The organism is Streptomyces sp. PCS3-D2 (genome assembly GCF_000612545.2).
In the GTDB taxonomy this organism is placed as follows: Bacteria; Actinomycetota; Actinomycetes; order Streptomycetales; family Streptomycetaceae; genus Streptomyces.
In genome coordinates this window covers 7,199,163-7,216,153 of the sequence record NZ_CP097800.1, presented here as the reverse complement: position 1 = coordinate 7,216,153, position 16,991 = coordinate 7,199,163, and the positions used below count along the sequence as shown (strand labels likewise).

Annotated in this window: 13 protein-coding genes; 7 read left to right on the top strand and 6 right to left on the bottom strand. The window is 72.1% G+C overall.

The genetic code is table 11. The features are described from left to right. Positions 1-6: 6 nt before the first annotated feature. Together AW27_RS32320 and AW27_RS32315 are read right to left on the bottom strand one after the other, a co-directional pair. Complete coding sequence (locus AW27_RS32320; protein ID WP_037922340.1) at positions 7-612, bottom strand: GNAT family N-acetyltransferase; 606 nt, start codon at positions 610-612, stop codon at positions 7-9. Then, positions 609-1,775: a ThiF family adenylyltransferase gene (locus AW27_RS32315; protein WP_201773408.1), complete on the bottom strand. Its 1,167-nt coding sequence runs from the start codon at positions 1,773-1,775 to the stop codon at positions 609-611. The genes AW27_RS32320 and AW27_RS32315 overlap by 4 nt, the downstream gene beginning before the upstream one ends. A gap of 252 nt (positions 1,776-2,027) precedes the next feature. Here AW27_RS32315 and AW27_RS32310 point away from each other — a divergent pair, with 252 nt between their 5' ends. From AW27_RS32310 to AW27_RS32300, 3 genes are all read left to right on the top strand, one after another. Beyond that, positions 2,028-2,741, top strand: coding sequence for a DsbA family protein (locus AW27_RS32310; RefSeq protein WP_037922337.1), 714 nt, complete (start codon positions 2,028-2,030; stop codon positions 2,739-2,741). Positions 2,742-3,620: 879 nt separating this feature from the next. Next, positions 3,621-5,612 carry an RICIN domain-containing protein gene (locus AW27_RS32305; protein ID WP_304949940.1) on the top strand — a complete coding sequence of 664 codons (1,992 nt, stop codon included), beginning with the start codon at positions 3,621-3,623 and terminating at the stop codon, positions 5,610-5,612. A gap of 146 nt (positions 5,613-5,758) precedes the next feature. Further along, positions 5,759-6,403, top strand: a complete 645-nt coding sequence (locus tag AW27_RS32300; RefSeq protein ID WP_037922335.1) for a hypothetical protein — start codon at positions 5,759-5,761, stop codon at positions 6,401-6,403. 110 nt (positions 6,404-6,513) lie between these two features. Here AW27_RS32300 and AW27_RS32295 read toward each other — a convergent pair whose 3' ends face one another. The 3 genes from AW27_RS32295 to AW27_RS32285 form a co-directional block, all read right to left on the bottom strand. Next, entirely contained in the window at positions 6,514-7,776 is a 1,263-nt protein-coding gene (locus AW27_RS32295; protein ID WP_236647652.1) for an acyltransferase family protein, read from the bottom strand. A 2-nt stretch (positions 7,777-7,778) separates the two neighbouring features. Continuing rightward, positions 7,779-9,866, bottom strand: coding sequence for a bifunctional polysaccharide deacetylase/glycosyltransferase family 2 protein (locus AW27_RS32290; protein ID WP_370466721.1), 2,088 nt, complete (start codon positions 9,864-9,866; stop codon positions 7,779-7,781). Between the two features lie 141 nt (positions 9,867-10,007). Beyond that, positions 10,008-10,478 (bottom strand): hypothetical protein, encoded by a 471-nt coding sequence (locus AW27_RS32285; RefSeq protein ID WP_157840253.1) that lies wholly within the window; start codon positions 10,476-10,478, stop codon positions 10,008-10,010. Between the two features lie 435 nt (positions 10,479-10,913). On the opposite strand from AW27_RS32285, the gene AW27_RS32280 reads away from it, so the two are divergent. Then, complete coding sequence (locus tag AW27_RS32280) at positions 10,914-11,852, top strand: glycoside hydrolase family 16 protein (protein WP_052030682.1); 939 nt, start codon at positions 10,914-10,916, stop codon at positions 11,850-11,852. A 31-nt stretch (positions 11,853-11,883) separates the two neighbouring features. On the opposite strand, the gene AW27_RS32275 is transcribed toward AW27_RS32280, so the two are convergent. Beyond that, a complete protein-coding gene (locus tag AW27_RS32275) occupies positions 11,884-12,636 on the bottom strand; it encodes an SOS response-associated peptidase (RefSeq protein WP_037922329.1) in 753 nt (250 codons plus the stop codon). 318 nt (positions 12,637-12,954) lie between these two features. Here AW27_RS32275 and AW27_RS32270 point away from each other — a divergent pair, with 318 nt between their 5' ends. The 3 genes from AW27_RS32270 to AW27_RS32260 all read left to right on the top strand — a co-directional run bounded on the left by AW27_RS32270 (position 12,955) and on the right by AW27_RS32260 (position 16,925). Continuing rightward, a complete protein-coding gene (locus AW27_RS32270) occupies positions 12,955-14,496 on the top strand; it encodes a fused MFS/spermidine synthase (RefSeq protein ID WP_037922327.1) in 1,542 nt (513 codons plus the stop codon). A 418-nt stretch (positions 14,497-14,914) separates the two neighbouring features. After that, positions 14,915-15,346 carry a subtilase-type protease inhibitor gene (locus AW27_RS32265; RefSeq protein WP_037922325.1) on the top strand — a complete coding sequence of 144 codons (432 nt, stop codon included), beginning with the start codon at positions 14,915-14,917 and terminating at the stop codon, positions 15,344-15,346. Between the two features lie 328 nt (positions 15,347-15,674). Next, positions 15,675-16,925, top strand: a complete 1,251-nt coding sequence (locus tag AW27_RS32260; RefSeq protein WP_037922323.1) for a cytochrome P450 — start codon at positions 15,675-15,677, stop codon at positions 16,923-16,925. Positions 16,926-16,991 lie beyond the last annotated feature (66 nt).

Here is a 16,991-nt window from a genome sequence, read left to right as displayed (position 1 = left end):
GGGCGGTCAGACGCGGTCGAGCCGGTCCGCGCCGTCGAGGATGGCCAGTTCTCCGGGGGTGGCCTGGGACTTCCACTCGGGGGCGACCGTGGCGTACGTGGTGACGTCGTGCCAGCAGCCCTGGGTGCGGAAGAGCTGGCGCAGGGTGGCCTCGGGCTGCAGGCCTGCGGCGCGCATCACCTGCGGCATGAAGTGGTGGTCGCTGCGGTGGCCGGCCCAGATGCGGTGCAGACGCAGATGCCCGAAGCCGTAGGCCATCAGCAGGCGGCCCGCCTCGTGGCCGTGCCCGCGGACGGAAGCGCCGGGAAGCAGGACCAGGCTGGTGAGCATCGCGTTGCTGCCGTAGTCCTCGACGAGCAGTCCCATGGTGCCGACGAGGACGTCGTCGTCCGGGGCGCAGACGGCGAGGGTGTACTTGCGGCGCGGATGGGTGTGCGGCTGGGCGAGGCTCTGGGCGAAGGCGTCGTGGGCCTGGCCCGGGTCCATGCGGTCGATGCCGAGATATCGGGTGAGCACGCGGTGGGTGAGGATCCGGGCGAATGCCTCGTGGTCGCCGGCGTGCAGTTCGCGCAGCCGGAGGTGGTCACCGCGGAGTTCGGGGACTCTGTTCACCGGGTGGCTCCGTGCGGTGCGGGCAGCGGGTGCGCGGCGGGGACGAGGACGTCGAGGTCGATGCAGTGGCGGCCGGACGGCAGCGGCTCGCCGAGCAGGATGCGGCGGGCCGTGTCCGTGACCAGGGCCGCGCCGAGCATGACGCCGCTGGCGAGCTGCGGCCAGCTGGAGAGGGTACGGCCGACGCGGGTGAGCGCGTCGGTCATGGCGGGGCTCAGGCGCTGCTCGTCGACGACGGTGCGGAGGAAGCCGATGGCCGCCTCCCGGTCGAGGTCGCGTACGTCGGCGGCGGTCGTGGCACCGATGCGGCCGTGGAAGAGCGGGCGGTCCCCTTCGAGGTCGAAGCGCTCGACGTCGAGGAGTCCCCGGTCGTTCGTGTCCATGAGGACCGGAATCCTTCGCAGGCGGGCGTGTTCGCGGGCGGCGACCTTGACCCAGGGGGTGTCGCACTCCTCGACCAGCAGGTCCAGGGCGCGGTCACCGTCGCCGACGAAGTCCTCGACGGTCTCTTCGGTGATGCCCCCGCGGTGGACCTCGATGTCCAGGTAGGGATCGAGTTCGTACATGCGCCGGGCGCACAGCACGCTCTTCTCCAGGCCGAGTTCGTGCACTCCGACCTGGAGTCGGTTGAGGTTGGACAGGCCGACGCGGTCGAAGTCGGCGAGCCTGAAGGCGCCGCCGACGCCCTCCATCGCACAGGTCACCGCGGCGCTGCTGCCCACCGACAGACCGATGACGCCCACGCGGCGGCGGAGCAGGTCCTGCTGCTGGTCACGGGTGATCTTGTCGCGGTTGCGGTCGGTGCGGACCAGGCGGAACTCGGCCTCGGGCAGCAGGTGCACCAGGCGTCCGGACCACGGGTACCAGATCCAGCGGCCGTACGCGGCGGGCCGCTCGCCCAGGACGTCGGCCACCGCGTCGGCCGGTGACCGGCCGCCGAAGGGATCCCGGGGGTCCCGGCAGCGCAGGAGTTCGTCAACCTGCTCCTCGATCCGGTCGTGGACCTCGCGCAGGCGGGCGGACCCGCGCAGCGCGGTGAGGGCTGCGGCGTCGTCGGGGCGTGCGGGGTCCAGCACGACCGGACGAAACGATTCGCTCGCTTCGCGGGCGGAAGGCAGCGCGAAGCGGTCCGGCGCGGCGCCGGACTCGATGGTGTGAGTCATGGCCCGGACGCTAGCAACCGGACGATCTTGAAGGACCGGACATCACCCGCGGGCGCACGCTCGAATTGATCTTCTACTGAACGCGCCTCCCGCGCGCCGTATGCGCCCCCCTTCCCCGACGGCCCGGGCGGGGGCACCACGGATCGTGAGACCCCTGGAGGACTGCGCCCGGCGGTCGGGTGGAAAACCCGGTGCATGGCCGGGGCCGGAAGCGCGTAAGGTCTTCCTGTTGATCAGGGGGAGAAGGCATTGATGCAGGTCAGAACCAGACGTGGATTCCTCGGCGCGTCCGCGGCGATCGCCGTGGCGTCGTCCGTCGGCGCTTGCGGAGCACGGCGGGGCGGCGCGCCGCAGGCCACGGACCCGCTCGACGTGTCGGCGACGGCCAACCTGCCCGCGGCACGGGAGTCGCTGGCCGCGGACGGCACCACCATCGTGATCGGCAACCCGTCCGCTCCCCTGTCGGTACGGGTCTACGAGGACCTGAGCTGTCCGGCCTGCGCCGATTTCGAGTTGGCCGGGAACGGCCCCTACCTGAAGCAGGCCGCCCGCAACGACGCACTGCAACTGCAGTTCACCCTGGGGTCCTTCCTCGGACCGGGGTCGAAGTTCGCCGCGAACGCACTGCGCGCCGCCGTGGACCACAACAGGTTCGCCAAGTACCACGAGGTGCTGTACCGCCACCAGGCGAAGGTGCGCAAGGCCGGCGGTTTCACCAGGGACCGGCTGCTGACCCTGGCCGTCAAGGTGCCGGGCCTGCGCGGCCCGGAGTTCGACGCGGCCGTGCTGGAGACCAAGCACCGGGACTTCGTGGAGGCCGCGGACGAGGCGATGGCCGCGTCGCCTGCCGAGGGGACCCCCACCATGGCGGTCAACGGCGTCCCGGTGCCGACGGACAGCCGCGGGCTCTACGACGACCGCGACCGCCTCTACCGCCACCTGCGCAAGGCGGCGGCCCGGTCCTAGACCGAGGCACGGAGCGACCGCGCGCCGCTCTCTGCGCGCCCCGGGCCGGTCGCGCCCGGCCCGCCGCCCGGCGCCGTCGAACCGGGCGGTCGGGGACGCCCCGCCGGGGCGCTCGGCCCCGGGCGGCCGCAGCCCCCGCCGGATGCGGGCGCCGTACCCACCCCGATCCGGCACCTACCCTCCCGCGTGCGGTCACCGGCGCCTCCCCGGCGTCTCCCGGGGCCAGCGGCGCCTTCCGCGGCGGGGATTGCGACGCCCTCGCCGCCGTCCGGCTCCCACCGCCGGGGCTCACCGGTCAGGGCGTTCGCCATCCGGGGAGGCAGGGTCATCGCGCTCGACACCCCACCGCCCAGGGGCGCACCGAGCGCCCGTCACGCCCTCCAACCGAGCGTCATCGGCGGCCGCCGGGCCTCCTCCACCCCGGTCACCACGCACCCCTCCGCGCCAACTGGCGGACTCCGCACGGAAGCCGACGGGTCGGCAGGCGGGAACGGCGCACGACCCCTCACCGGTCGTGACGGAGAGAATTCAGGAGGTAGCAATTAGATGAATTCCTGACTGAATTCCCGTCAACAAGCTTCCACATCATATCTCGATTTGATAACAACCCGGCCTCAAAGGACTGGACCTTTACCGCGCAACGCGCGTAACTGGCTTGCCTTAAAGGCCAGTTGAGTGTTCGTCAAATTATGCCGACAGGTAACGGAATGATTTCCTGGACCGCGCCCCCGTTTGTCCGAATTCTCCGCGGCATTCGTCTGGCAGGCTTCCGCGAACCCGCTAGTCCGACATCGATTTGAGGTGCCCATGACAGGCCGTCGCAGACGTGCAGCCGACCACCGCCGCAAACCCAGGCGGTTGATACTCGCCACCGCCGCCGTGGCAGCAGGAGCGGTGATAGCCGCGGGCATCGCCTACTCCGGGCTCGGCGACGGCGCCCAGGCCGCCGACACCGTCGAGGCCGCCGCCTCCGCTCCGGCCGCCGCGCCCGCCCGGGACGAGGAGCCGGAACCCCTCGCCGCGGCCCCCTCCAACGAGAACGCGCGCGGCATGGTCTACGACGGCCTCCAGCCCGCACCCAAGGGCGACCGCTGCGTCGGCGTCTACCGCACCGGGGACGGGCACTGCACCCATGGCCCCGACGCGCCGCCCAAGGGCGTCGACATCACCAAGGACATCCCGCCGGCCGTGAAGGAGACCGCCCCGGCGGCCGACCCGGCCAAGCCGTCGACCGACGACCCGGCCACCAAGGAAGGCGGCGGGCGTCCTCAGGACGCGCCCGCCGCCGACGCCGCGGCGACCAAGGAGACCGCGCCCCAGCCGGCGGCCACCGAGGGCGGCCAGGCCGTCGCGGCGGGCCCCGCGGGCCAGACCGTCCAGTGCGACGGCGACGGCAGCACCGGCAACCGCGTGCAGGTCGTGTACGTCCACGCCCCCGGCAAGGACCGCTACTCCGAGTACGTAGCCTCGTTCCGCAAGTGGGCGGCCGACGCCGACCTCATCTACTCGGCGAGCGCCAAGGAGACCGGCGGCGTACGCCACATCCGCTACGTCACCGCTGCGGACTGCACGCCGACCGTGCTCAACATCGAGCTCCCGGCCAACGCCCTGGGCGAGTTCAGTGCGACCAACAGGGCGCTCGCCGCCAAGGGCCTGGACCGCCGCGACCGCAAGTACATGATCTTCGCCGACAGCCAGGTCTACTGCGGCATCGGCACCTTCGCCGGCGACGAGCGTCCCGGCCAGTCGAACCAGAGCAACTTCGGCCCGTCCTACGGACGCACCGACTCCGGCTGCTGGGGCGGTCACACCGCCGCGCACGAGCTCGGCCACAACCTGGGCGCCGTCAACAACAGCGCCCCGAACACCAGCCGCGGCGCGCACTGCACCGACGAGTACGACGTCATGTGCTACTCGGACACTCCGTACTACCCGAAGATGCGCAACATCTGCACCAACAAGGCGTCCGAGAACATCCTGGACTGCAACCACGACGACTACTTCCACACCAGTCCCAAGCCCGGCAGCTACCTGGCCACGCACTGGAACATCGCCGACAACCAGTTCCTGATGAAGACCAAGGGCGGCGGTGGCGGCGGCACGGACCCCGGCCCGAACCCGAACCCGAGCCCGACGCCCACGAAGAAGCCGAGCCCGACCCCGACCAAGAAGCCCACGGGCGGACCGACCGCGACCGCGGCCCAGATCCAGTCCAACTCCGTCGTGGTGAGCTGGCCCAAGGTCGAGGGAACCGCCTGGTACCAGGTCGTGCTGAACGGCAAGCACCTGGCCTGGGTCCAGTCCCAGGTGCTGCGCATCTACAACCTCCAGCCCAACACCTCGTACACGGTGACCGTGTCGGCCCGTGACGGCTCCGGCCGCGACAGCGGCCCCGGCAAGGCCGCGACCTTCCGTACGACCGGGGCCGGCGGCGGCACGACCACCCCGGGCAGCCGTTACACGCTCGGCAACGGCAGCACCGGCATGGCGGCGGAGGTGTGGGGCGGCCGCACGGCCGACGGCACCGTGCTCGTCGGCGGCCGCGCCAACGGCTACGCCCAGCAGCAGTGGTACTTCGACGACGCGGGCAGCGGCCAGATCCGCATCCGGTCCGCGGTCTCGGGCAAGTGCCTCCAGCCGGGCAGCACGGTCGCGCAGGGCATGTGGGTCTCGCAGCAGCCCTGCGACAGGAACAGTCGCGCGCAGGCCTGGAAGCTGACGTCCCGCGGCGGCGCGGTGACCGTCACGGACCCGAGCGGCGGTTTCGCACTGACCGTCAGCAACCGCCCCTACTACGGGTACTGGCTGCTCGACCTCCAGCGTGCGGACGGCCGCGCGGCGCAGGCCTGGACCCTCCAGAAGTCCGGCTGAGCGCTCCCGCCGCGCCCGGTGGCCCAGGCGCGTCCGCGCCGGGGCTCCGGGGCCACCCCGTGACGCCGTGATCCCGCCCCCGGCGGACGGCCGCCCCCGTGCGGCCGTCCGCCGGGTTCCTCTCATCCCGACCGGAGCACCTGACGATGCGCATAAGAATCGTTCTCTCGGCCACCCTGACCGCACTCGGTCTCATGTTCCTGATCCCCGCTGCCGCACATGCCCACGGCGACACCCTGAAGGTGCTGGTGACCGGGGAGCGCGCCGGCCACGTCACCGCCGACATCACGTGGGAGAACGACGGGGACGCCGTCGACGAGACCGTCGCCGCCACCGTGAACGCGGTGAGCGTCGACGGTTCCCGCACGATGGGCCCCTGGCGCCTGGTCCGCGACCCCGCGGCGGCGCCCGCCGGCTGGACCACGGCCGAGACCCTGCCGCCCGGTTCGTGGAAGGTCACGATCGAGGTGGGCTTCCCCGCTCTCGGCAAGGGCGAGCTCGAAGTCGGTGTGCCCGTGGTGGACCCCGCTCCGTCCACCGCTCCGTCCACCGCTGCGTCCACCGGAGCGACTCCGGCCGTCTCGGCCCCGACTCCCGACGCCGCCGCATCGGCCTCCGCGGACGCGTCGTCGCCGGCTCCGGCTCCCTCCGGGACCCAGGCCTCGTCCGGCGCCGGCGGGGACGCCGTCTGGTGGACCACGGCGGGTGTGGCGGTGACCGCGCTGGCCGGAGCCGGCGTGGGCCTGCTGCTGCGGAGGCGCCGGATGCGGGGCGCCTGCCGGACGTCGTAGCCGCTCGTCCGCCGGCCGGGCCGGGGGCGGCGCCCCCTCCGGCCGGGCGGAGCGGGGTCCGGAGCCGTGGGGTCGGGGCGGGGCCGGCCCCGGACGCAGGTCCGCCCGCGTCAGTCGGCCGCCCGGCGCTTGCCCCGCTGGCGGCGGTCGTACGGCAGGAGCCGCGGCCGGCGTCTGGCGGCCACGTCCTCGACCCAGCCGAACGCCAGCACCAGCAGTCCCATCAGCGGGATGGCCACCAGCAGCGTGAACCACTGGCTGGCCAGCAGCCACTGGAAGTTCGCGTAGACGAAGGGGACGCTCCAGAGCGGGTCGATCAGCGGCACGGCGGCCACCAGGGCCACCTGGTGCCAGAGGTAGACGCTGACGGCGCGTGCGTTGAGCAGGCCGACCAGGCCGTTCCAGCGTTCCAGCGGCCGGGGCCACCGGTCCCAGGACGGACTGACGTGGAGGAGGATCGCGACGAAGCCGAAGGACCACAGCGCCTGGGCGATCGGCCAAGCCTCGATGTCGGTGGCCACGGTCGGGTCGACCGGCCGGGTCTGCAGGTACCAGAAGCCGGCCACCATGATCAGCGGTGCCACCGACGGAAGCACGTACTGCGGGATCTTCCTGAGCAGCCCCTCCTGGTGGGCCATGCCGAGGATCCAGCAGGCGCCGAAGGTGGCGAAGTCGTTGGCGTTCTCCCAGACCCGGCCGTAGACGAGGTCCCGGTCGAGGAGGAACACGTTCATGACGATCACCATCGCCAGGGGAGCGGACAGCGTCGCCACCGGGAAACGTCGCAGACCCCGCAGCAGCAGCGGCGAGAGCAGGACGTACCAGAGGTAGGCCCGGAGGTACCACAGCGGGACGGTGATCTGCGCCGCCCAGGTGTGCTCCACGAAGGAGAACCCGGACAGCTCGTCCGCGTACGGCGGAGTGCTCAGCGGCAGGATCCAGAACGCCATCTTGGACCACCACCAGGTGGGGTGGCCCTCGGAGTGCGGGCCCCAGCCGGCGTAGACCTGCAGGGTGATCAGGACCGCGCCGAAGAGCCACATCGGCGGCAGCAGCCGGCGCAGTCGGCCGCGGATCACGCCGAGCGCGGGACGGCTGAGCGAACGGGCCATCAGCAGTCCGGCCAGGGCGAACATCACGCCCATCGACGGGAAGACCAGCGGCAGCCAGAACCAGCCGAAGTTGTGGTAGAGCACCACGCGGGCCAGTGCCAGCGCGCGAAGCAGGTCGAAGTAGCGGTCACGGCCGCCCGTGCGCCCGGACGGCTCCGACGCCTGCGGGTCCGGCTCCGGCTCCGCCTCGGTGCGCAGAGCGGGGGGAACCCTCAGCTGGACGGTGTCCCGGAAACGTCCGAGGTCGATGGATGCGGTCACGTTCAGGCCTCCACCGGCACGGCGACCTCGCCGGTACGCCGGAGCTTCTGCCAGCGCAGTCGGCCACCGGTCATCGCGGTGATCGCGGACTGCAACAGGACGATGTACATCAGCTGCCGGTAGACCAGCTGCTGGATGGGCAGGCTGATCAGGTGCCAGGGCTTCTCGCGGTCGAGGCGGAAGGCGTACCAGGACAGCACCGCCTGGAGCAGGATGAAGCCGCCCCAGCTGGTGAGGGTGATCGGGGCGTCGCCGAACAGCACGCCGTACAGCAGGAACAGGTCGACCAGTGGCGCCAGCAGCGGGGCGATCACGCCGAACAGCACGACGAGCGGCAACCCGACGCGACCGAAGCGGCCGGCCGGACCACGTGCGGTCACGGCGCGGCGGTGCTTCCACATCGCCTGCATGCTGCCGTAGCTCCAGCGGTACCGCTGGGACCAGAGCTGCTGGAGGCTTGCGGGCGCCTCGGTCCAGGCACGGGCGTTCTCGGCGTAGACGATCCGCCAGCCTTCGCAGAGCACTGCCATGGTGATGTCGGTGTCCTCGGCGAGGGTGTCGTCGCTCATTCCGCCGACCTGCCGCAGGGCCTCCTTGCGGAAGGCTCCGACCGCGCCCGGAATGGTCGGGATGACGCCCAGCATGTCGTACATCCGGCGGTCCAGGTTGTGGCCGAGGACGTACTCGATGTGCTGCCAGGCGCCGATGAGGCTCTCGCGGTTGCCGACCTTGGCGTTGCCCGCGACGGCGCCGATCGCCGGGTCCCCGAAGGGCTGGACCAGCTCGCGCACGGTGGACGGCTCGAAGACGGTGTCGCCGTCCATCATCACGATGATGTCGTGCGAGGCCGCCGCGATACCGGTGTTGAGCGCGCTGGACTTGCCGCCGTTGACCTGGCGGATCAGCCGGACGAACGGCAGGTCCATCTCCTCCACGATGTCCGCCGTGCCGTCCGTGGAACCGTCGTCGACGACGATCACCTCGATCGGGTGGTCACTGGCGGCCAGGGACTGGAGGGTGTTGGCTATGCACTCGCGCTCGTTGTAGGCGGGCACCAGCACGGTGACCGGTTCGGTGACGGGCGGTCCCCACGCGTCCCCGCGTCGGGAGCGGCGGGCGTGGATCGGCGCGAGGACGAGCATCAGCGCGAACCGCCCGAAGTTGAGGAAGCCGACGACGGCCAGCAGCCCGACGAGCACCGGCAGGGTGAGCACGGCGGCCTGGGTGGCCCAGATGAATCCCTTGCCCGCCCACAGCTGGAATCCGTCCACCGGCACGGTCGCGCTGGAGGCGCCGAGCGCCTCGGAGATGGTGGTGAAGCGGTAGCCCTGGGCCTGCAGCCTGTCGATGATCTGCACGAGCGCGGTGAGGGTCTGGCTGCGGTCGCCACCCGCGTCGTGCAACAGGATCAGTGCGCCCGCACCGGGCTTGGCCGGCATGGCCGCCTTGACGATCGCGTCCACGCCGGGGCGCTTCCAGTCGTCGGTGTCGCGGTCGATGAACGCGGTGAGGTAGCCGCGCGCGCCCACGTACTTGATCACCGGATAGTTCCAGTCGTCCATCGCGGTGGCGTCGGAGGAGTACGGCGGGCGGAACAGCGCGCTGTGGACGCCCGCGACGCCGGCCAGCGCCAGCTGCGTCTGCGCCAGCTCCCAGCCGATCCGGGCGCGGGACTGGTACACCAGGTCGGGGTGGGTGAAGGTGTGCACGCCGAGTTCGTGGCCGCCCGCGACGATCTGCCGGATCAGCTCCGGGTTGCGGGTGGTCATCGCCCCGGTCACGAAGAAGTCCGCACGGATGTCGCGGGCCGCGAGCACCTCCAGGATCTTCGGCGTCCACTCCGGGGAGGGACCGTCGTCGAAGCTCAGCACCGCGGTACGGTCAGGGATGTGGTAGCTGGCGGGCTGCTCGTTCTTGGCACCGCGCGCGTCGATGACCGGACCGCCCTTGAGCAGGTTCTCCGGCACGGTCGTCTTGTCGACGGAGATGGCGATACGGGAGTCGTGGAACGCCTCGTTCGTGGCGAGACCGCGCAGGACCAGGAGGGCCAGCAGGCACGCCAGGAGGGACAGCGGCATGAAGAAGCGCAGTGGCGGCGCGGCCAGTCGGCGCGACCTGAGCAGGGACTGCCGGCGGCGCTGGTGGCGGGACAATGACGCTCCTGGAGACAGTGGTGAGAGTGATCAGGGCTGAGGGCGCTCGGAGGTGAGCGTGGTCAGGGGTGAGCGTGATCAGGGCTGCTCGGCCGGATGGCCCGAGGACTTCGCCACGCTCGGCGTGGGAACCGCGGGCTTCGTCGCGGGGACCGCCGGCTTCGTCGGGGCGGCCGGGGACTTCGAGGGGGCGGCCGCGGACTTCGAGGGCGTGGCCGCGGGCTCCGTCGCGACGGCGGAGGACTTCGCCGTGGGAGTCGCGGACCGCGTGACCGCGCGGGGTGAGGACGGCACGGCCGCCCCGGGGGACGCGGTCGTGCTGGACGACGGGGCCGGCACCGGAGACGGAGACAGCGACGGCCGCACGGGGATGCCCATCGCCGGGGCGTCCGCCTGCATGCCGATCAGGCTGCTGCTCATCGCGACCGCCAGAATGGCGCCGATCATGGAGACCGGCCAGCCGAAGCCCCGCAGCAGACGGCCGCGCAGACCGGACTGGTCGACGAACACCGGTGCGGGGGAGGGTTCCCCGGAAGCAGAATCAGACATTTCGGATTCTGCCTGGCGTGGCGATCCGTTGTGGACGGGCGTGATGACTGGGCGCACCTTGCGAAGCCTTTCAGTGCAGGGTACGTAGACCGTGGGATCGCAGGCCGAACGCTAGTGCACCAAACCAGGGCGACTTGAGCTGGATGTCCGGATTGAAACGATCTACCCGGGGGTCGTGATCAGATCGAAACGGAATATGTAATACCGGTTAGTAGGTTCGGCCAGCCCGCGCCCGAGCCTTGGCCAGTGCCTGGTCAGCCCGAGTCGCTCCCCCGGAACGGGGACCGCCGGGGCTCCGCCAGCCGTTCCCGAGCCGCCCCGGCGGTCACTGCGGCCGTCACCGCGTGCCTAGGATGACGCCCGCACCGGATCACCAGCCGATCCCCCGCAGGGGGCGGGGCCGTGTGCCGCCTCTACCCTTCCAAGGAGCCCTGTGTGAGCCAGCCCCGCCGCACCCGCCGTTCCCGCGTGTGGACCGCGCTCACGCTGCCTGCCCTGCTGTGCGTACTCGCCGCGTGCTCCGGCGGCCCCGCCGACGATGCCTCCGCGCCCGCCCCCAGCGCCTCGCCCACCCCGTCCGGCCCGCCGGGAACCCTGTTCGACAGCTTCCACTACAGCGGCCCCGACGACCCGGCGCTCGCCGCCCACGGCTGGGAGGTCCGCACCGGCGGCGGCGGTCCGGGGATCAAGGGCACCTGGGCCAAGGACGGCGCCGGTTTCCCCTCCGACGAGACCGCCCAGGGTGGCAGGGTCCTGCGGCTGCAGTCCTCCACCGACGGCACCGCGCAGGGCACCCGGCAGGTCGAGATACAGGGCACCGGCAAAAACCTCTTCACGGGGACTTTCGCCGCCCGGGTCCACTTCAGCGACGAGCCCACGAGCGGCCGCAACGGCGACCACATCGTCCAGACCTTCTTCCCGATCTCCCCCTCGGACTCCTCGGAGCACTACAGCGAACTGGACTTCGAGTACCTGCCGAACGGCGGCTGGGGTACGACGGGGCCCCGCCTCGACAACGTCAGCTGGTACAAGGCCGATCCGCCGGACCGGGTCAGCCACACGCTCAAGCAGCGCGTCGGGGGCTGGCACATCCTCATGATCACCGCGGTCAACGGATCGGTCACCTACTCCCTGGACGGCAAGGAGCTGTTCACCAGCTCCGGCAAGTACGTCCCGCGCGAGAAGATGGACATCCACTTCAGCAACTGGTTCATCGACCTGCCCTTCGCCGGCGGTCCCCGCACGTGGGACCTGAAGGTCAACTGGGTCTACTACAAGGCCGACGAGGCGGTGTCCCAGGCCGACGTCCAGAAGACGGTGGACGGCTTCTACAGTGCGGGCACCGACTACGTGAACACCGTGCCGAAGGCCTGACCTCCGTCCGAGGGCGGGCGCAGGGCCCTTCTCACCACGCCGCGGGCGCCGGGTCCGCGGGGTCGTCGAGGAGCTCGGGCCCGTTGTTGCGCACGTTGTTGACCGCCGTCGACACCGCCCGGACGTCCAGTCGGCCGCCCCCGGGCGCGGCGAGCAGGGCACGCAGTTCCTGCGCGTCCTGGTGGGACGGGTCGAGCCAGGCCTCGTAGTCGGCCGGGGCGAGCGAGAGCGGCATACGGGGGTGGACACGGCCGGCCCCGTCGGTCGCCTCGGTGGTGATGATCGTGCAGGTCGCCCACCATGCCGCCGGATCGCCCTCGTCGGCGACGCCGGGATCGCGCCAGAACTCGTACAGCCCGGCCATCGCCATCACGGCGCCGTCCTCGGGCCGGATGAAGTACGGCTGCTTGTGGGCCTTCACGCCGGCCGCCGCGGGGACGGCCCGCCACTCGTAGAACCCGTCCGCCGGGAGCAGGCAGCGGCGCTTGGCGAAGGCGCGCCGGTACGCGGGCCTCTCGTGCACCGTCTCGACCCGAGCGTTGATCATCTTCGCGCCGCCGGACGGGGTCTTGGACCACGACGGCACCAACCCCCACCGCAGGGGCCGCAGCCTGCGCTCCAGCACACCGGTCTCCCGGTCCGCGCGCTCCAGCACCGCCCAGACGGCGTCGGTGGGGGCGACGTTCCAGCTGGGTTCCAGCACCTGCCCGGGGTCCGGGGGCCTCGCCCGGAAGAGACCGGAGAGGTCCTCGGGGCCCCGGGTGGAGACGTATCGGCCGCACATGCCTCCACCCTGCCACCTGCGCACGGCTTCGGCCGGGCGCGCCGCGAACCCGCACCACTCGATCGTGGCAGTTGGCCGGGCTCGCGGCGACGCACCCCCGGAGCCCGGCGAGGATGGCGCGGCGGCTGCCTCGGGCGCATCCCGTCCGAGGGCTCTGCGGGACGTTCCGGGTGGTCGGAGCGCAGGAACCGGCAGAACGGCGGCAGGGGTGGCGGCGCTTCGCCCCGGGCACCGCCGGTGCGGCCGGCCACCCCACGGGAAGGCCGGAGCGCGCGCTTTCTCCATACGGTCCCTGCGGTGCGTGCAAGGATGTCGCCCGTGACCGGATCGTCCTCCTCCCCCATCGCCGAGGGCACGCCCCGCGCCTGCGGGCCGGGTCCCCGTACAGCGGCCGCGCTGGTGTTCGGAGCCTCGGCGTCGGTCCTGGTGGTGGAGATCGTCGCGCTGCGCCTGCTGGCTCCCTACCTCGGCCTCACCCTCGAAACCAGCACGCTGGTGATCGGCATCGCCCTCACCGCGATCGCCGCCGGCTCCTGGCTGGGCGGGCGCATCGCCGACCAGGTCGATCCGCGCCGGCTCATCGGCCCCTCGCTCGGAGTGTCGGGAGCCGCCGTGGCGCTCACCCCGGCGGTGCTGCGCACCACCGCGGAGTGGGCACCGGCGTTGCTCCTGCTGATCGCGTCCCTGACCATCCTCGTGCCGGGCGCGCTGCTCTCCGCGGTCACGCCGATCGTGACCAAGCTGCACCTGACCAGCCTCGCCGAGACGGGAACGGTCGTCGGCCGGCTCTCCGGCGTGGGCACCGCCGGCTCCATCGCCGGCACGGTCCTGACCGGCTTCGTCCTCATCGCGCGGCTGCCCGTCAGCGCCATCCTGATCGGACTCGGAACACTCCTGGTGACCGCTTCGGCGCTGGTGGAGTGGCGATCGCGCGGGTGGACCGGAGCCCCTGCCCTCATCCTCGCGCTCCTCGCAGGCGGCCTCGGCACCGCCGTCGCACCCGGCGGCTGCGACATGGAGACCAGGTACCACTGTGCGCGGGTCGTCGCGGATCCCGAGCGGGGCAGCGGCCGCACCCTCGTGTTGGACGGCGTACGACACTCCTACGTGGACGTCGACGACCCGACCCACCTCCGGTTCGCGTACGTGCGCGCCATCGCGTCGGTGGTCGATGCCGCCTTTCCCGCGGGTGAGCCGCTGACCGCCCACCACCTGGGTGGCGGAGGACTCACCTTCCCCCGCTACCTCGCGGCCACGCGGCCCGGGACGCGCAGCCTCGTGTCCGAGATCGACGGCGGGGTCGTGCGCATCGACCGCGACCGGCTCGGGCTCGGGAAGGGGCCGGGACGGGACATCGGCGTACGCGTGGAGGACGGCCGGATCGGTCTGCGGCGACTGGACACCGGCAGTCGCGACCTCGTCGTCGGTGACGCCTTCGGGGGCGTGAGCGTGCCGTGGCACCTCACGACGCTGGAAGCGATGGCCGACGTACGGCGGGTGCTCGGCGAGGACGGCCTCTACGTCGCCAACCTCATCGACCACGGCGCTCTGGCCTTCGCCCGAGCCGAAGTGGCCACCCTCGGCGAGACCTTCGCACACGTCGCGCTCGTCGGCGAGCCCTCGGACATCGGCCTCGACCCGACCGCCGCCCCCAAAGGCGGCAACCTGGTCGTCCTCGCGTCCGACCGACCGGTCGACCTCGGCGCGGCCCGGAAGGCGCTGGACGCCCGGCAGAGCGGCTGGAAGATCGTCAGCGGTGCCGAACTCGCCTCCTGGACCGGGGGCGCCCGACCACTCACCGACGACTACGCGCCCGTCGACCAGCTCCTCCAGCCCTACGGCCCACCGAGCGGCCGGTGACGGGCAGCGGCCCACGCCCCGCGGCCGGTGACGGGCGAGGACCACGCCCCCGGGTCGTGGCGCTCACGGAGCAGCACCGGTCGCCACGCCGGCACGGCGACGCCGGGGCGTCCGGCGCGGCCCGAGCGCATCCATCCCGTCACCCTGCGGGGCAACCCGGCGAACCGCCCACCGCCGCCACCAGGCCGGGCGCTGCGGGGCGCGCGGCGCACATCGTCCCCTGAGCCGCGCGGCGGGCCCGGGAAGTGCCCCGCCAGCTGCGCGAACACCGCAGAGGCCACCGGTATCCGAACGAACTGTCCGTAAAACGACCGCCCGTTGGCGGCCATCCTTCGAACCTGCCAGGCTCGTCCCCGGTTGAGCACCGGACCAGAGGTGCCGAACCGTCATCGACCTGGATTCGAAGGGGAAATCTGTCATGCGCCGCCGCATCATCGCCGCATCCGCACTCAGCCTTCTCTGCGTTGCAGGCACCACGGGGCTCGCGGAGGCCCAACCCGCGGGCGGGCACGGCCCGTCCGCGATGGTCTTCACCATCGCCCATGCCTCTGGAACGCCCGCGGACACGGACGGGGCCGTGCGCGCGGCCACCCTCAGCTGCGCCTACGCCGCCGAGGGCACCCACCCCGACCCGAGGGCCGCGTGCGACGCCCTCAACGCCACCGGTGGCGAGCTCAACCGCCTGCTGGCGGATCCGAACACGTCGCGGGCCTGCCCCCTGTACTTCGACCCGGTCACGGTCACCGCGGACGGTGTGCTGCACGGCAGGCGCGTGGCCTGGGAGCACACCTTCTCCAACACGTGCGTCATGTCCACCACCCTGAACGGAAACCCGGTCTACGCCTTCTGAGCCCGTGCCCCGGCCCCTGTTCGCCCGGCGCTGCCCCGCCGCGCTCCCGGGGCCCGGGGCCGCGCCGCCCTCCGCCCTCCGCCCTCCGCCCTCCGCCCGAACGAGGGCGTGACCTGCGGCTCCCCCGCCCGGCAGGCGATACCGGGGGCCTTTGTGCATGCTGGGTAGGACCGGGCCCGGAGTCGACCGACGAGCAGGACGCGGGCGGACCGGACGGCGGAAGCCGACTCAGGGCCGGAGCCACCCGCTCCGCCAGGCCGCGCCGGGCGCGCCACCAGCCCGCGCTCAGTTCCACGCCCCGACCCCGCGAGCCGCACGAGGACATCCCATGGGCAGAGCCATGCTCCGGCAGATTGTCGACTACTCCCACCGCGCCGACCCTTACCCGCTGTACGAGGAACTGCGCAAGACACCGGTGTTCCACGACGAGGACGGGCCGTACCTCGTGAGCACCTACCACGAGATACACGGCCTGCTGCACGACCCGCGCATCAGTTCCGACCCCCACAACCTGACCGTGCCGTCGAGCGATCCGCTGGCGCAGGACGAAGGGGACGAGTCGGCCCTGCCTCCGGTCTTCCTCAAGCTCGATCCCCCGGACCACGACCGGCTGCGGCGCATCACCAACCGTCCCTTCGGACCCCCGCACTCCCCGCACAAGGTCCACGACATGCGCGGTGAGCTCGACGGCATCGTCGGCGGCCTCATCGACGGCATCGCCGCCTCCGGGAACCCGGACCGGATCGACCTGGTCGAAGACTTCTCCTACCCGTTCCCCGTGACGGTGATCTGCCGGCTGCTCGGCATACCGCACGAGGACGAGTCGCGCTTCCACGTCTGGGCCGACACCATCGCCGCCAGCCTCGACCCCGCACCCGGCGCGGACCCCGCCGAACGCCGCAGGGAGGCGTCCGCCGCCCAGCTGGAACTCGGCATGTACCTGGGCGGGCTGATCGAGGAGCGCCGCACACACCCGGGCGAGGACATGCTGTCCCAGCTGGCGGCCGTCGACGAGGAACCGGACGGTTCCCTGAGCACGCTGGAGATCGTCAGTACCGCGGCGCTGCTGCTGATCGCCGGTCACGAGACCACGGTCAACCTGATCACGAACGGGATGCTGACCCTGCTGCGTCACCCGGACGTGCTGCAGCGGCTGCGCGAGGACCCCGCCCTGTCGGTCCCGATCGTGGAGGAGCTGCTGCGGTACGAACCGCCCGTGCACATGTTGCCGCGGCGCAGTACGCTCGCCGACATCGAGGTCGCGGGGGTCACCATTCCCAAAGGCGCCACGGTTTCCCTCGTCCTGGCGTCCGGCAACCGCGACCCGAAGCGATTCGAGAACCCCGACCGCTTCGACCCCGACCGCGAGGACATCCAGCACTTGGGTCTCGGCAGCGGCATCCACAGCTGCTTCGGCGCCCCGCTGGCCCGACTGGAGGCCCAGCTGGCACTGAGCGAGCTGGCCCGGCGCCTGGACAACCCCCGGCTGCTGGAGGACCCGCCCCCGTACCGCCGCAACGCGGTGCTGCGCGGCCCCCGACACCTGCCCATCGCCTGCGACGGTATCCGCACCCCCTGACATCACCCGTCCGGGTGCCCCGGCGGGCGCAGGCAGTGCCCGAGCCCCGTCCCGCCCGCCCGCCCG

Bases quoted from the DNA above. Each gene is read 5' to 3' on its own strand.
- AW27_RS32315 (WP_201773408.1), bottom strand. From the start codon at position 1,775: ATGACTCACACCATCGAGTCCGGCGCCGCGCCGGACCGCTTCGCGCTG.
- AW27_RS32310 (WP_037922337.1), top strand. From the start codon at position 2,028: ATGCAGGTCAGAACCAGACGTGGATTCCTCGGCGCGTCCGCGGCGATC.
- AW27_RS32300 (WP_037922335.1), top strand. From the start codon at position 5,759: ATGCGCATAAGAATCGTTCTCTCGGCCACCCTGACCGCACTCGGTCTC.
- AW27_RS32285 (WP_157840253.1), bottom strand. From the start codon at position 10,478: ATGTCTGATTCTGCTTCCGGGGAACCCTCCCCCGCACCGGTGTTCGTC.
- AW27_RS32275 (WP_037922329.1), bottom strand. From the start codon at position 12,636: ATGTGCGGCCGATACGTCTCCACCCGGGGCCCCGAGGACCTCTCCGGT.
- AW27_RS32265 (WP_037922325.1), top strand. From the start codon at position 14,915: ATGCGCCGCCGCATCATCGCCGCATCCGCACTCAGCCTTCTCTGCGTT.
- AW27_RS32260 (WP_037922323.1), top strand. From the start codon at position 15,675: ATGGGCAGAGCCATGCTCCGGCAGATTGTCGACTACTCCCACCGCGCC.